We start from the raw sequence: 14,939 nt of genomic DNA, 5'->3' as shown, positions 1-14,939 counted from the left end.
TAGAGGGTGAAGAGCTTGGCGACGAAGCATGAGCAAATTTTACAATATATTGATACACTCCCGATTGGTGAGAAAATTTCGGTCCGGCAGATTGCAAAGGAAATGAAGGTGAGTGAGGGGACTGCATATCGTGCAATCAAGGAAGCGGAGAACAAAGGCTATGTAAGTACGATAGAACGGGTTGGAACCATTCGGATTGAACGCAAAAAGAAAGAAAATATTGAAAAGCTGACCTTCGCTGAAGTTGTAAATATTGTTGATGGACAAGTGCTGGGTGGAAAAGCTGGTCTACATAAAACACTAAATAAATTTGTAATCGGTGCAATGAAGCTTGAAGCAATGATGCGTTATACAGGTGCTGGGAATCTATTAATAGTTGGGAACCGGACAAAGGCTCATGAATATGCATTAAATGCAGGAGCTGCTGTTTTAATTACGGGAGGTTTTGACACAGAAGAGGATGTGAAAAAGCTGGCGGATGAATTACAGTTACCGATTATTTCGAGCAGTTACGATACCTTTACAGTTGCCACCATGATTAACCGTGCAATTTACGACCAACTCATAAAAAAAGAGATTGTTTTAGTAGAGGATATTTTAACGCCTGAAACGGAGACAGTCAGCCTTCACCTTTCCGACAAAGTTGAAAAGTGGTATGAACTCAATGCTGAGACTGGTCATGGCCGATACCCTGTAATCGATAATCAATCAAAGGTTATTGGGATGATAACATCAAAGGACATTATGGGACAGAACCCAAGTACATCCATTGAAAAGGTAATGACAAAAAGTCCAATGACAGTGAATGGAAAAACATCTGTAGCATCAGTCTCCCATATGATGGTATGGGAAGGCATTGAAATGCTTCCTGTTGTTGACCAATCTAACCGACTACAAGGGATCATTAGCCGTCAAGATGTGTTAAAAGCATTGCAGATGGTAGGTCGTCAACCACAGGTGGGAGAAACGATAGATGATATTGTCACCAATCAATTAGTTGATATATCTGCTGATGGTGAGGCGATTTATCAATGTGAGGTAACTCCACAAATGACTAATCATCTTGGTACCATTTCTTATGGTGTGTTCACAACGATTGTCACTGAGGCAGCCAATAGGGTGTTGAAATCCTTTAAAAAAGGTGATTTAGTCATCGAGAACATGACTGTTTACTTCATGAAACCTGTACAAATTGATAGTATGATGGAGATTCATCCTAGGGTACTAGAGGTTGGAAGAAGGTTTGGTAAGGTTGATGTAGAAGTGTTCAATGGTGGGGTTGTTGTTGGAAAAGCAATGATGATGGCGCAACTGATAGATAGGTAGTAAAAAAAAAGAGACGCTTCTGCGTCCCTTTTTCTTTACCCCTGTTGTTCTGCTTCCTTCATAACGAAAGGTAGATAATGCTTATAAGCACGGAATCCTGCCCAAATACTTCCTCCGCCAACTACTATAAGGACCGTCCCGATTACATAGGATATTGTTGAAGGATGAACAAAAAAAGTATTTAAACCAAAAAGTGCAACAAATAGTCCAAGTGCTATACTTGATTTGGCAGAAAGCCATTGTTTTTCAGCTGGACGTCTTGAACGGAAGTATTTTGTTTTATAATAAAAATAAAATACTAGCGCAAAAATGATTAACATAACGAGTATTTGCATATGAAGTTGCCTCCAATTCTAGATTGCTAAACCTATTGTAACTCAGAACATATTCGAAATGCTAGTAGATAGAATGTGGAAACTTCGTGAATAAGGTTCATATATAATAGATTGTTTCTATTAGCTATATAGTGCAGACCTGGTTGATTGAAGCGTAAGGCGGCGACTCCAGCGGGAATAGCATGAGGTGAAGACCCCGCAGACAAGTTTGCTTGTTGAGGAGGCTGAGGCCATGCCCGCGGAAAGTGTCCGCCTGAAGCGGAAATCAAAGGTATATATAAACATTTTTTGCAAATAGCCACTAATAAAGGAGAAACCCTATGATTCAACCTATTCTAGATACAATTACCGAATTCGAGACCATTATCATTCATCGTCATGTTCGTCCAGACCCAGACGCCTACGGTTCCCAATGTGGACTTGCAGAAATATTGAAAGCCTCATTTCCAACAAAAAACGTTTATGTCGTGGGAGAGGATGAGCCTACCTTACTATTTTTAAAAGAAATGGACCAAATACAAGATGAGATATATAAAGAGGCACTGGTTATCGTCTGCGATACAGCAAATCAGGGCCGTATATCTGATGACCGATATCATCTTGGTAAGAAACTAATTAAAATTGATCACCATCCAAACGAAGACCCTTATGGAGACCTATTGTGGGTGGATACGAATGCAAGCTCCTGTAGTGAGATGGTTTATGAGCTATACTTACAAGGGAAACAACAAGGGCTTACTCTTTCAAAGGAAGCTGCGAGACTTCTCTTTGCTGGAATTGTTGGAGACACTGGTCGATTTTTATTTTCTAATACAAACCCAAAAACATTTACATATGCTGGAGAATTAATTGCATACGGATTTATATTTCCTGAGGTATACGAGAACTTATATAAAACTAAAGAAAATGTTGCGCGTCTCAGCGGCTATGTTTACCAGAATTATAAAGTAACAGAAGACGGTGTAGCTTGGATGGAAATAACAGACGAGATTCTGAAAAGATATAATGTAACCTCTTCAGAAGCATCCCAGCTTGTAAGTAACTTGGGAACCATTGAAAACATCAAAACGTGGGTGTTTTTCGTAGAAGAAAAGGATCAAATTCGAGTTCGTTTACGTTCTAAAGGACCTGTAATAAACGAAGTAGCTAAAAAATACAACGGTGGTGGGCATCCACTTGCATCTGGGGCAACCATCTACTCTTGGCAAGAAGTGGATAATGTTATTACTGACCTTAAGCATGTATGCAATAATAAATAAAAAAAATAAAGTCGCTCCATCAGTGTGCGACTTTATTTAACTTTCTACCTTCACTGGTATAAACCATGAACCCATATCGGTTACTTCCTCCAATACATTAAGATTCAGCGCTTGTATCTCTTTTTTTAAAGCATTTACGATATCAGGGGATTCTGCGTAAGCGGAGTATCCATTCTTAATCCGAGACATTTTTTCGTTTAATAGTTTCCTGCGGTTAATATACATATTTTCCCTCCTTATACGTTTTATTTTATTTTATTTTATTTTATTTCATTATCGCCTAATAATGCTACATATTTTTAAAATTTTCTAAAAACTTTAACGGATTTGTAACAAAAAATACAATTTTTAAGACAAAAAAAGCCTCCTTGGAAGGAAGCTTTGTTAATTGACAAGCTCTATGTTTAATGAAATCTCAAGAGTAGTATCAAAAAAAACGGTGTATATTTTGAGTTTATAGGTTTTATCGTCTAATTCGTAAGGTCTATTTTCAATTGTCCTAAACAAAAGTTCTTTGTTTTGTGAGACTGATTGTATATCTTTCCCGATTAAGGAATTAAGGTCCTCGGTCACGGCACTTTTTAAAATGTGCAAGTCGAGAGAACTTAAATTCACTTTTTTGCGGTTTGCAAACACAATTTCAAAGTCTTGAATCTTTAGCTTGTTCTTGTTTGCTTCGTTCAACTTTTTGGAGTCTTCAATTAGAATATCATTACTTTTTTTGAGATCATTAATTTCTGTTGTCTGCTCTGATATTTTTTGAATTTGTTTATCTTGTAGTACGCCGAACTGAAATAGAAAAACAAACCAGCTTATTAAGGCCCCAACCACAACGCCCGCAAAGAATCGTTGCCAACCTGGTTTTTCATGATAGGGTGGGACTCTCATTAAGAGACATGCTCCTGAGTAAACCACTCAATGATTCTCCAACCGAATTGAGCCCCTCCCATAGCAGATACAATCAGTAGAAATTGTTTGAAAACATCTTTTGTTTGTCCAAGGAATATTCCTCTTTCAAAGCTGTAAAAAGCATCAAATGTTCCGCCAATCGCAGCAACTAGTGCCCAAATTTTCAGCTTACTAGCAACCGAGTAGATTTCAGACAATGGTGCTTGACCCGAAATAAAGGCACCCAGCCCTCCGATTAGGGAACCACCTAATAGAACCCCAAGGGCAATAAAGAAACTATGAATAAATGCAGGCATAAAAGCCTCTTTTACTTCCATTTGGACACCCTCTTTTTGTATTTGATTAATTGAAGAAGCTATTTTATACATGTATATGGACAAACAATACGAACTATGAGTTTTGTTTTGCTTGTTTCGTAAATAGGACTATAATTGAAATATCGATAAGAACGAAAATAAAGTAAAAAAGGTGTGATCTCATTGCCTTTTGTTCACCTTCAGGTTCAAAGCGCCTATAGCCTATTATCAAGTGCTGCAAAGGTAGAAACATTAGTTGAAAAAGCGAGCATCCTCGGCTTTCGAGCGCTGGCATTAACAGATTTAAACGTCATGTATGGGGCAATCCCATTCTATAAAGAATGTAAGAAGAAAGGAATAAGACCGATTATTGGTATGACTGCTTCAGTTTTAACAGAAGAAAGTCATGATGATATTGTGGCATACCCTGTCGTTTTACTTGCTAAAAATAACAAAGGATATCAAAATCTATTAAAAATAAGCAGTGCTATACAGACTAGATCGAAGGACGGAATTCCACGAAGATGGTTAGCTCAGTATCGTGAGGGTTTAATTGGTATTTCTCCAGGTCGAGACGGAGACATTGAGCAATGTCTAAGAGATGGTAATTATGAAGATGCCAAAATGCGTGCATATGCATATAAACAGATTTTTGAACAAGACGCTTTTTATTTAGCTGTTCAAAACCATGGGTTGGCTGTGGAGGAAGCTATTAACACTAAGCTCACTCAAATTGGTGCAGAGTTAGGGATACCTATTGTCGCAACGAATAATGTTCAATACATAGAGCAGGATGATGCATTTGCACATGAATGTTTATTATCTATTAAGAATGGAACTAAACTATCGGATGATGACAGGGTTACCCTACCAAATAAGGAGTTTTATCTCAAGTCGCCAACACAAATGGTTGAACTATTTGCGGATGTTCCCGAAGTGCTTGAGAATTCAATAAAGATTGCGAGACTATGTAATGTGGAGATTGAATTAGGGAAATTCGCGTTACCAAAATTCCCAGTTCCAAACAATGAATCAGCAGAGAACTATTTATCTCGAGTTTGTATAGAGGGTCTCCATGAACGTTACCAGAACCCTACAAATGAACAGCTTGAACGGTTGCAATATGAGCTTAATGTTATTAAAAAGATGAATTTTAGTGATTACTTTTTAATAGTATGGGATTTTATGAAATATGCACATGAGAATGGGATCATATCAGGTCCAGGAAGAGGTTCAGCTGCAGGCTCTTTAGTAGCATATGTGCTTCATATTACAGATGTTGATCCGATAGAGCATCAATTATTATTTGAACGGTTTTTGAACCCGGAAAGAATATCAATGCCTGATATCGATATTGACTTCCCTGATAACCGACGGGATGAAATGATTGAATATGTTTCAAAAAAATACGGAAGACTGCATGTTGCTCAAATTATTACATTTGGAACATTGGCTGCTAGAGCTGCACTACGTGATGTAGGTAGAGTGATGGGGATATCTCCAAAGGAAGCAGATTTTCTAGCCAAGCAAGTCCCTAGTAAGCTCGGAATTACACTTCAACAAGCGTATGAAGAGTCAAAAGGATTGCGAGAGTACATTGAGAATATCGAAATTGGACGTAAAATTTTTGAAACAGCAAAAAAAATAGAAGGACTTCCAAGACATACTTCAGTACATGCTGCTGGGGTTGTTATAAGTGAAAAACCGTTAACAGATTTAATTGCTATCCAAGAAGGCCATAGGGAAGTTTATCTCACACAATTTCCAATGGACATATTAGAAGAAGTTGGTCTTTTAAAAATGGATTTCCTTGGACTGCGAAATTTAACACTTATCGATAACATTCAGTCTTTGATTAAGAGGAGTACCGGGAAGAAAATTGATTTCTCTGCGATTCCGTTGGATGATCAAAAGACGTTTACATTATTAGGTAAGGGTGATACAACCGGAGTTTTCCAACTTGAATCTAGTGGAATGCGAAGTGTTCTTGTAAGGCTACAGCCAAGTGAATTGGAGGATATCGTTGCTGTTAATGCACTATATCGACCAGGTCCAATGGAGAACATTCCATTATATATCGCCCGAAAACATAATGCTGAACCAGTCCAATATCCACATCCAGACCTGATTCCAATTCTAGAGAAAACCTATGGAGTCATTGTATACCAAGAGCAAATCATGCAGATTGCTTCAAAAATGGCAGGGTTTAGTCTAGGTGAGGCTGATTTACTCAGAAGGGCTGTAAGTAAAAAGAAAAAAGACGTCCTTGATAAGGAACGCGAGCATTTTGTACAAGGTAGCTTAAATAAAGGATATAACGAAAAAACAGCGGATGAGATATATGATTTAATCGTTAGGTTTGCAAACTATGGATTTAATCGAAGTCATGCAGTTGCCTATAGTATGATTGCCTATCAGCTGGCCTACTTAAAAGCAAACTATCCTCTCTATTTTATGGCGGCATTACTTACTAGCGTAATTGGCAATGATGACAAACTAGGACAGTATATTCGTGAATCAAAACAAAAGGGACTGACTATTTTACCACCATCAATTAATAAAAGCTATTTTCCTTTTAGTGTGGAAAAAAAGGCAATTCGCTTTAGCTTGGCAGGAGTGAAAAGTGTTGGGGTTGCAGCCCTAAGAGAGATTATCGAAACGAGAAAAACGAAGCCATTTACAGACCTTTTTGATTTTTGTGTGAGGACATCAATGAGAAGTATTAATCGCCGCACGTTAGAAGCGTTAATTTGTTCTGGGGCATTTGATGAATTTGGGGAACATAGAGCGACTCTTTTAGCAACCCTAGATGTTGCGCTAGAACATGCCGAGCTTGTTAGTCCAAAGGATGAAGAAAACCAATTTGAGATGTTATTTGAAGATGATTTTGAACTTAAACCAAAATACGTCGAGGTTGACCCATTTAATGAAATGGAAAAACTACGGTTTGAAAAGGAAGCGCTGGGCTTCTATCTATCAAGTCACCCAATCACTTCGTATTCTACTTTTTTAAAGAAATATGGAGCCATTTCTATATCGGAAGTCTCACAATATCTACAACAAAATGTGGTGATTGGTGGTTTTATCACAAAGGAGAGAACGATTCGTACAAAAAAAGGTGAAGTGATGGCATTCGTGACCATTGGAGATGAAACGGGTGAAATAGAGGGAGTTGCATTTCCACGCACCTATACACAGTTTGGTAAGCTCCTTAAAAATGAGGCTTTACTTTTGTTTAAAGGTAAAATTGACAATCGCAATAATCAATTACAGTTCATTATCAACCAGGCGCAAGTTATGCCTGATAAAGAAGAAATGCAAGAAGAAAAAAAACTCTTTGTGAGGATGGAAAAAAACAAACAAGTTGACCAGGCTCTTATAGACCTAAAAAGGATATTAAAGCAATATTCTGGCGAGACTCCGGTTGTTTTATATTACGAGGAAACACAAAAAACAATTCAGCTACAACAGGAACTTTGGGTGAATCCATCAACGAAGTTATTAAGCGAGTTGAAGGGGCTAATGGGACCGCAAAATGTAGTGCTACACTAACATTACCCTTTACAGGAACAGCAAATATGTTATATTGTAATAGAAAAGAGATGTGGCCAGACCACTTCTTTTTTTGATAAATAGGGAATTTTTGTATGACTAGTTTTTATGTTAATAATTTGGACGAGTTTTATAACTTCTATTTCTATGACTACAACTGGCGCCAATTATACAGGTGCCAAGTTTTCTTTAAAATAAGGAGTGAAAAGTAAATGACTCTAAGAGAAGAGGCTCTACATATTCATCAGATTCACAAGGGAAAGCTTGAATCAAAATCAAAAATTCCAGTAAGAAATGCAAAGGATTTAAGTTTAGCGTACTCACCAGGAGTAGCAGAACCTTGTAAGGCAATATATGATGATAAGTCCAAAGTGTATGAGTACACAATGAAGGGGAACATGGTTGCTGTAGTTTCTGATGGTACAGCAGTTCTAGGCTTAGGAAATATTGGCCCAGAAGCTGCCCTACCTGTTATGGAAGGTAAAGCTGTATTATTTAAAAGCTTTGCAGGAGTGGATGCATTCCCAATTTGCTTAAACACTACAGATGTTGACAAAATTGTGGAAACAGTAAAATTACTAGAGCCGACCTTTGGTGGTGTCAACTTAGAGGATATTGCAGCTCCTAATTGTTTTATCATTGAAGAACGTTTAAAAAAGGAAGCAAATATACCTGTCTTTCATGACGATCAACATGGTACCGCGATTGTTACAGTGGCAGGACTAGTAAATGCATTAAAGCTTGTTGGAAAGAAAATGTCAGAAATAAAAGTTGTTGCAAATGGAGCAGGTGCTGCTGGAATTGCGATTATCAAACTTTTATATCGCTATGGCGTTCGCGATATTATCATGTGTGACTCAAGAGGGGCTATATATGATGGTCGTACGTTTGGTATGAATAACGTAAAAGCAGAAGTAGCTAAATATACAAACCGTAATCGACTCGAAGGTACACTTGCAGATGCTCTCAAAGACGCAGATGTATTTATTGGTGTATCAGTTGAAGGGGCTCTTACAACTGAAATGGTCCAAAGCATGAATCAGGATCCCATTATTTTCGCAATGGCTAATCCTAATCCTGAAATCATGCCAGATGTGGCACTTAAAGCAGGTGCGAAAGTTGTGGGTACAGGCAGATCTGATTTTCCAAACCAAGTTAACAACGTCCTTGCGTTCCCGGGAATTTTCAGAGGCGCTTTAGATGCTAGAGCAACTCACATTAATGAACAAATGAAAATAGCAGCAGTGGAAGCAATCGCATCTTTAGTGGCTCCAGAAGATCTTAGCCCAGAATATGTGATTCCTGCACCTTTTGATCCACGTGTCGCTCCTGCGGTAGCAGCGAGTGTCGCCAAGGCAGCAATGGAAACCGGTGTAGCCCGAATCACCGTAAATCCGGAAGAAGTTGCTGAGAAAACTAGACGTTTAGCAATTATCGAATAACCGATTGGATGATATACTGTGACATCACCTAGTTCAAAGGTTTACATTGAAATCGTAAAACAAATTAGGTCCATCATTCAAGATGATGGACTTTCCGTTGGGGATAAAATTCCATCAGAGCGGGAACTTTCAGAACGTCTTAATGTGGGACGTTCCTCTGTAAGGGAAGCCCTAAGGTCCTTGGAATTATTAGGCCTAATCGAGACCAGACGAGGTGAAGGCACCTTTCTAAAGGATTTTGGAGACCATCAATTGATTCATTTATTAGGTACCTTCATTATCCAAGGGGATAAAACACGGGACGATCTTCTAGAGGCAAAGTTTATTCTTGAAAAAAACTGTATTGAGTTAGCCTGTCAACGTATAACGGATGAGATGCTATTAGAGTTACAGGATAAGATGAAGGATGAAATAGCCCCAGAGGATGTTATAAATACAATTGTCGGTGCAGCTGGAAATCGATTACTGCTCCGTATTTGGATTGTACTAAATGAATATGTGAAGTTTATTTATGAGGAACATACTCATGAAATAAACAAAGAAGGTTATGATGAGTTAGTTGCTGCATTACAAGTACGAAATGTGGCTAGAGCGTTATCTGCTTACGAAAAACTATAAATGTGAAACTATCTTTGTAGGAATTTGTCGTACTTTTTGTGACATATTCCTACAAAAAATAATCAAGACATTCAGTAAAGTATAAGTACATGCTTTTTTGGCAACGAAGGAAGATAGAAGATATTCCTCTACTATTGTCTAAAACCGTGCAGATATAAGTATCAAACTAAGTCGAAAAAGCCATCTATTGAAATGTGTGAGGAGGTTCCTTTTTGTTAAAAGACTTTTTTGTAAAAAAGAAGAAATATGCATCAATTCCTTCTGAACAAGCAAGACAAGATGTTCCAGAAGGAATTATGAGCAAATGTCCAAACTGTAAAAAAATCATGTACACAAAGGAATTAATGAAAAACGATAAGGTCTGTATAAGTTGTGGTTACCATTATCAAATGACTTCCTATGAGCGAATAGAGAGCTTACTAGATGAAGGTTCTTTTATTGAGTTTGATAAAACAATTGTCTCTGAAAATCCGTTAGGTTTTCCTGATTATCTAGAAAAACTAGAGAAGGACCGCCAAAAAACGGGTATAAATGAAGCGGTGGTTACTGGTGAAGGAACAATTGAAGGAAACCGAATTGTGTTAGCAATTATGGACTCAAGCTTCCGAATGGGAAGTATGGGCTCTGTAGTAGGAGAAAAGATTACGAGAGCGATTGAAAAGGCGAAGGAAGAAAAGGTACCTTTTCTTATTTTCACAGCTTCAGGTGGCGCAAGAATGCAGGAGGGCGTGCTTAGCTTAATGCAAATGGCGAAAACAAGCTCAGCTCTAAAACTTTTCAGTGACCAGGGTGGTCTTATTATATCGGTTATGACACACCCAACAACTGGCGGTGTATCTGCAAGTTTTGCTTCATTAGGTGATTTTAATTTTGCAGAACCAGGTGCACTAATTGGATTTGCTGGTAGAAGGATTATTGAGCAGACAATTCGTGAGGAACTCCCAGAGGATTTCCAAACAGCAGAGTTCCTATTAAAGCATGGCCAACTGGATGCTGTTATCCACCGTCATGAATTAAAGGATTCTCTAGCTAATATAGTAGATATTCATGTGAATGGGGGTGCGGTCAATTGGTAGGCGAACTAGATTTTGAGAAACCGGTTGTAGAATTGAAGAAGAAAATTTCAGAGCTTAAGGAATTTACGAAGGACTCAAATGTTGATCTTTCCGATGAAATATCAAAATTAGAAACTAGACTTCAAAAACTCGAGAAAGAGATTTATAGTCACTTAAAACCGTGGGATCGTGTACAAATTGCTCGCCATCCTGAACGCCCCACAACACTCGATTATATTGAAAGAGTGTTTACCAACTTCTTCGAATGTCATGGTGATCGCTATTATGGAGACGATGCTGCCATCGTTGGTGGTATTGCTAAGTATCATGATTTACCTGTCACGGTAATTGGACATCAGCGTGGGAAAGATACGAAGGAGAATATTAAACGAAATTTTGGTATGCCACATCCTGAAGGATATCGTAAGGCACTTCGTCTAATGAAGCAAGCTGAGAAGTTTAACAGACCTATCATTTGTTTCATTGATACAAAAGGTGCATATCCAGGTAAAGCAGCAGAAGAACGTGGTCAAAGCGAAGCAATCGCAAAAAATCTGTTTGAAATGGCAAGTTTAACTGTACCAGTGGTTTGTATCGTCATTGGGGAAGGTGGAAGTGGGGGAGCTCTTGCATTGGGTGTAGGAAATCACATGCATATGCTAGAAAACTCAACGTATTCCGTTATCTCGCCTGAAGGGGCTGCAGCTCTACTTTGGAAAGATGCAGGACTTGCAAAAAAAGCGGCTGAGTCGATGAAAATTACGGCACCCGACCTTAAAAAACTTGGAATTGTGGATGAAATAATACCAGAGGTAAAAGGTGGCGCTCACAAAGACGTCTCTGAACAAGCAGCTTCTATTGATGCTGTATTACTTCAGTCATTGAGAGAATTACGAAAATTAAGCAAAGATGAATTAGTTCAACAACGTTATCAAAAATATAAAAAAATTGGTCAATTTAGTATTGCTGAAGAAGAGTATATCGGGGTTCAGTAAAAATAGACGTGCATCTCACACGCTGTGTGGAGCACGTTTTCCTTTGTTTACTACTATATATTTTGAGAATACTATACACAGTACCGTGCGTTTTAGTTAAATACCCTCTTCGATATAAATCTTTATTTCTTTCGAATTCGACATAATTTCACATTTTTTCTTCATTTAGTAGAAGAACTTGGTTGTTTTACTGATATATTAGTGTTATTTTATACATATTGCGAGAAAATAGTACAAGTGAAATAAAACTATTCAATAGGCAAATAGTCCATGGTTTATTTGCTTAAACTAATCATATTCGAATAGTTCATTATTATTTTTACATAGAGGTGGAAAAATGAAAAGAATTGGTGTATTAACTAGTGGTGGGGATTCACCAGGCATGAATGCTGCGATCCGTGCGGTGGTACGTAAAGCGATTTTTCATGACCTAGAAGTGTATGGAGTTTATCAAGGGTATGCAGGTTTAATTAGTGGGCAAATCCGAAAATTAGAGATTGGTTCTGTTGGCGATATTATTCACCGTGGAGGCACAATGCTGTATACTGCTCGTTGTGAGGAATTTAAAACAGAAGAAGGCCGCAAAAAAGGGATTGAACAGTTGCAAAAGCTAGGTATTGAAGGTCTAGTGGTTATTGGTGGTGACGGTTCATACCGTGGTGCAGAAAAATTAACGGAACTTGGGTTCCCATGTGTAGGTGTACCGGGTACAATCGACAACGATATACCGGGCACTGATTTTACAATTGGATTTGACACAGCCTTAAATACAGTAATAGATGCCATTGATAAAATCAGGGATACAGCTACTTCACATGAACGTACATATGTTATTGAAGTCATGGGAAGACATGCTGGTGACCTTGCATTATGGGCAGGCCTAGCTGGTGGAGCAGAAACAATTATCATTCCTGAAGAAAATTACGACATAAATGAAGTTATAGCAAAGCTTAATCGAGGTCATGACCGAGGCAAAAAGCATAGTATCATTGTAGTTGCTGAGGGTGTAGGTAGTGGTGTAGAAATAGGTAAGAAGATTCAGGAAACTACAAACTTTGAAACAAGAGTTAGTGTTTTAGGACATATACAACGAGGTGGTTCACCAACAGCAACTGACCGAGTGTTGGCAAGCCGTCTTGGTGCAAAAGCTGTCGAGCTACTGCTTGAAGGTAGAGGTGGTAGAGCTGTTGGTATTCAACAAAACCAACTAGTCGACCACGATATTATGGAGATTCTGGATCGTAAACATACAATTGATCAGAAAATGTATAACCTAGCACAAGAACTATCAATTTAGTCGAGACTTAGGTATAATTCTATATTGGAGTGTTGGTAGTCGCTATAGCGATTATAGAGGAGGAAATATAAATGAGAAAAGCAAAAATCGTATGTACGATAGGACCTGCTAGTGAAACTGTAGACAAGTTAGTTGCATTAGCTAATGCAGGGATGAATGTAGCAAGATTAAATTTTTCACATGGTGATTTTGAAGAACATGGTGCACGTATCACAAATATCCGTGAAGCTGCAAAAATTACTGGTAAAAATATTGCGATACTATTAGATACAAAAGGACCCGAAATCCGTACTCATACAATGGAAAATGGTGCAATTGAATTAGTTGAGGGTACAAATATTGTTGTTTCAATGGAAGAGGTAATTGGTACTCCAGAAAAATTCTCAATTACATATCCAGGCCTAATTGATGATGTTCACCCGGGTTCCAAAATTCTATTAGACGATGGTCTAATTGGGTTAGATGTAGTAGAAATTAACCACCAAAAACGTGAAATTTTAACAAAAGTATTAAATAGTGGTACATTAAAGAACAAAAAAGGTGTTAACGTACCAGGCGTTAGTGTTAATTTACCAGGTATTACTGAGAAAGATGCGAAAGATATTGTGTTCGGTATCGAACAGGATGTCGATTACATTGCAGCATCCTTCGTTCGTCGTGCGTCCGACGTACTAGAAATTAGAGAGTTATTAGAAGAAAATAATGGTGAAGCAATTCAAATTATTCCTAAAATCGAAAACCAAGAGGGTGTCGACAACATTGACGAGATCCTTGAAGTATCTGATGGATTAATGGTTGCGCGTGGTGATCTAGGGGTGGAAATTCCTGCAGAAGAAGTACCACTAGTGCAAAAACAATTAATTAAAAAATGTAATGCTCTAGGTAAGCCAGTAATTACTGCTACACAAATGCTGGATTCAATGCAACGTAATCCTAGACCAACACGTGCTGAAGCTAGTGACGTTGCCAATGCAATCTTTGATGGAACTGATGCAATTATGCTTTCAGGTGAAACAGCTGCAGGTAGTTACCCAGTTGAAGCTGTACAAACTATGCATAATATTGCTTCACGTGCTGAGGAAGCATTAGTTCACCGTGAAATCTTATCTCAACGCAGTAAGATTTCTGGCATCACTATTACAGATGCAATTGGTCAATCCGTTGCTCATACTGCTCTTAATTTAGATGCATCAGCTATCGTGACTCCGACTGAGAGCGGGCATACTGCACGAATGATTTCAAAGTATCGTCCTAAGGCACCGATTATAGCTGTTACTGCCAATGAATCAACTACTAGAAAACTCTCATTAGTTTGGGGAGTATACCCACAAACAGGTGATGTGGCAAAATCAACAGACGAAATGCTTGATAACTCAGTTGATGTAGCTTTAAATACTGGAATCATCAAACCTGGCGATTTAGTTGTCATTACAGCTGGTGTACCAGTTGGTGAGTGTGGAACTACAAATATTATGAAGATTCACGTTGTTGGTAACACCATTACTAATGGACAAGGAATTGGAAGAAAGTCAGCTTTTGGTAAAGTGGTAGTTGCAAATAGCAGTGAGGAGGCAGCTGCAAAAATGTATGATGGCGCCATCCTTGTAACACCTGCAACTGATCGAGACATGGTGAAGTATGTGGAACAAGCTTCAGCATTAATCACAGAAGAGGGTGGCTTGACTAGCCATGCTGCAGTAGTAGGATTAAGCATAGGTATACCGGTAATTGTTGGTGTAGAAAATGCAACAACACTTTTAAAAGATGGACAAGATATTACCGTTGATTCGGCTCGTGGTGTGATATACGAAGGACATGCAAATGTACTATAATTGACGTAGAGAAGGGTAACCTT

Annotated in this window: 13 protein-coding genes; 9 read left to right on the top strand and 4 right to left on the bottom strand. The window is 38.3% G+C overall.

Going from position 1 to position 14,939, the window contains the following annotated elements; all coding sequences use genetic code 11:
- Positions 1–15 precede the first annotated feature (15 nt).
- Positions 16–1,326 carry a CBS domain-containing protein gene (locus CZ490_RS11675; RefSeq protein ID WP_077619064.1) on the top strand — a complete coding sequence of 437 codons (1,311 nt, stop codon included), beginning with the start codon at positions 16–18 and terminating at the stop codon, positions 1,324–1,326.
- Positions 1,327–1,361: 35 nt separating this feature from the next.
- On the opposite strand, the gene CZ490_RS11670 is transcribed toward CZ490_RS11675, so the two are convergent.
- The gene (locus tag CZ490_RS11670; protein WP_077619063.1) at positions 1,362–1,661 is read right to left on the bottom strand and encodes a YtpI family protein; all 300 of its coding nucleotides are present in this window, start codon (positions 1,659–1,661) and stop codon (positions 1,362–1,364) included.
- 320 nt (positions 1,662–1,981) lie between these two features.
- Here CZ490_RS11670 and CZ490_RS11665 point away from each other — a divergent pair, with 320 nt between their 5' ends.
- A complete protein-coding gene (locus CZ490_RS11665) occupies positions 1,982–2,920 on the top strand; it encodes a DHH family phosphoesterase (RefSeq protein WP_077619062.1) in 939 nt (312 codons plus the stop codon).
- A gap of 36 nt (positions 2,921–2,956) precedes the next feature.
- Here the strand turns inward: CZ490_RS11665 and CZ490_RS11660 are convergent, their stop codons facing one another.
- From CZ490_RS11660 to ytrH, 3 genes are all read right to left on the bottom strand, one after another.
- Entirely contained in the window at positions 2,957–3,145 is a 189-nt protein-coding gene (locus CZ490_RS11660) for a YtzJ family protein (protein ID WP_077619061.1), read from the bottom strand.
- Positions 3,146–3,304: 159 nt separating this feature from the next.
- Positions 3,305–3,808 (bottom strand): sporulation membrane protein YtrI, encoded by a 504-nt coding sequence (gene ytrI, locus CZ490_RS11655; RefSeq protein ID WP_077619060.1) that lies wholly within the window; start codon positions 3,806–3,808, stop codon positions 3,305–3,307.
- On the bottom strand, positions 3,808–4,146 hold the full coding sequence (gene ytrH, locus CZ490_RS11650; protein ID WP_077619059.1) for a sporulation membrane protein YtrH: 339 nt from the start codon (positions 4,144–4,146) through the stop codon (positions 3,808–3,810). The genes ytrI and ytrH overlap by 1 nt, the downstream gene beginning before the upstream one ends.
- Before the next feature lie 162 nt (positions 4,147–4,308).
- Between ytrH and dnaE the strand changes: the two genes are divergently transcribed.
- From dnaE to pyk, 7 genes are all read left to right on the top strand, one after another.
- Positions 4,309–7,677, top strand: a complete 3,369-nt coding sequence (dnaE, locus tag CZ490_RS11645) for a DNA polymerase III subunit alpha (RefSeq protein WP_077619058.1) — start codon at positions 4,309–4,311, stop codon at positions 7,675–7,677.
- 212 nt (positions 7,678–7,889) lie between these two features.
- A complete protein-coding gene (gene ystJ / locus CZ490_RS11640; protein WP_077619057.1) occupies positions 7,890–9,119 on the top strand; it encodes an NADP-dependent malic enzyme in 1,230 nt (409 codons plus the stop codon).
- A gap of 18 nt (positions 9,120–9,137) precedes the next feature.
- Positions 9,138–9,737 carry a FadR/GntR family transcriptional regulator gene (locus CZ490_RS11635; RefSeq protein ID WP_077619056.1) on the top strand — a complete coding sequence of 200 codons (600 nt, stop codon included), beginning with the start codon at positions 9,138–9,140 and terminating at the stop codon, positions 9,735–9,737.
- A 212-nt stretch (positions 9,738–9,949) separates the two neighbouring features.
- On the top strand, positions 9,950–10,813 hold the full coding sequence (gene accD, locus CZ490_RS11630) for an acetyl-CoA carboxylase, carboxyltransferase subunit beta (RefSeq protein ID WP_077619055.1): 864 nt from the start codon (positions 9,950–9,952) through the stop codon (positions 10,811–10,813).
- A complete protein-coding gene (gene accA, locus CZ490_RS11625) occupies positions 10,807–11,787 on the top strand; it encodes an acetyl-CoA carboxylase carboxyl transferase subunit alpha (protein ID WP_077619054.1) in 981 nt (326 codons plus the stop codon). Before accD ends, accA begins: the two co-directional genes overlap by 7 nt.
- A 337-nt stretch (positions 11,788–12,124) precedes the next feature.
- A complete protein-coding gene (gene pfkA / locus CZ490_RS11620; RefSeq protein WP_077619053.1) occupies positions 12,125–13,084 on the top strand; it encodes a 6-phosphofructokinase in 960 nt (319 codons plus the stop codon).
- A gap of 71 nt (positions 13,085–13,155) precedes the next feature.
- Positions 13,156–14,916 carry a pyruvate kinase gene (gene pyk / locus CZ490_RS11615; protein ID WP_077619052.1) on the top strand — a complete coding sequence of 587 codons (1,761 nt, stop codon included), beginning with the start codon at positions 13,156–13,158 and terminating at the stop codon, positions 14,914–14,916.
- The last annotated feature ends 23 nt before the right edge of the window (positions 14,917–14,939 follow it).

It is taken from the genome of Litchfieldia sinesaloumensis (genome assembly GCF_900156865.1).
Classification (GTDB): Bacteria; Bacillota; Bacilli; order Bacillales; family Bacillaceae_L; genus Ferdinandcohnia; species Ferdinandcohnia sinesaloumensis.
This window is presented reverse-complemented; position numbering and strand designations above follow the sequence as displayed.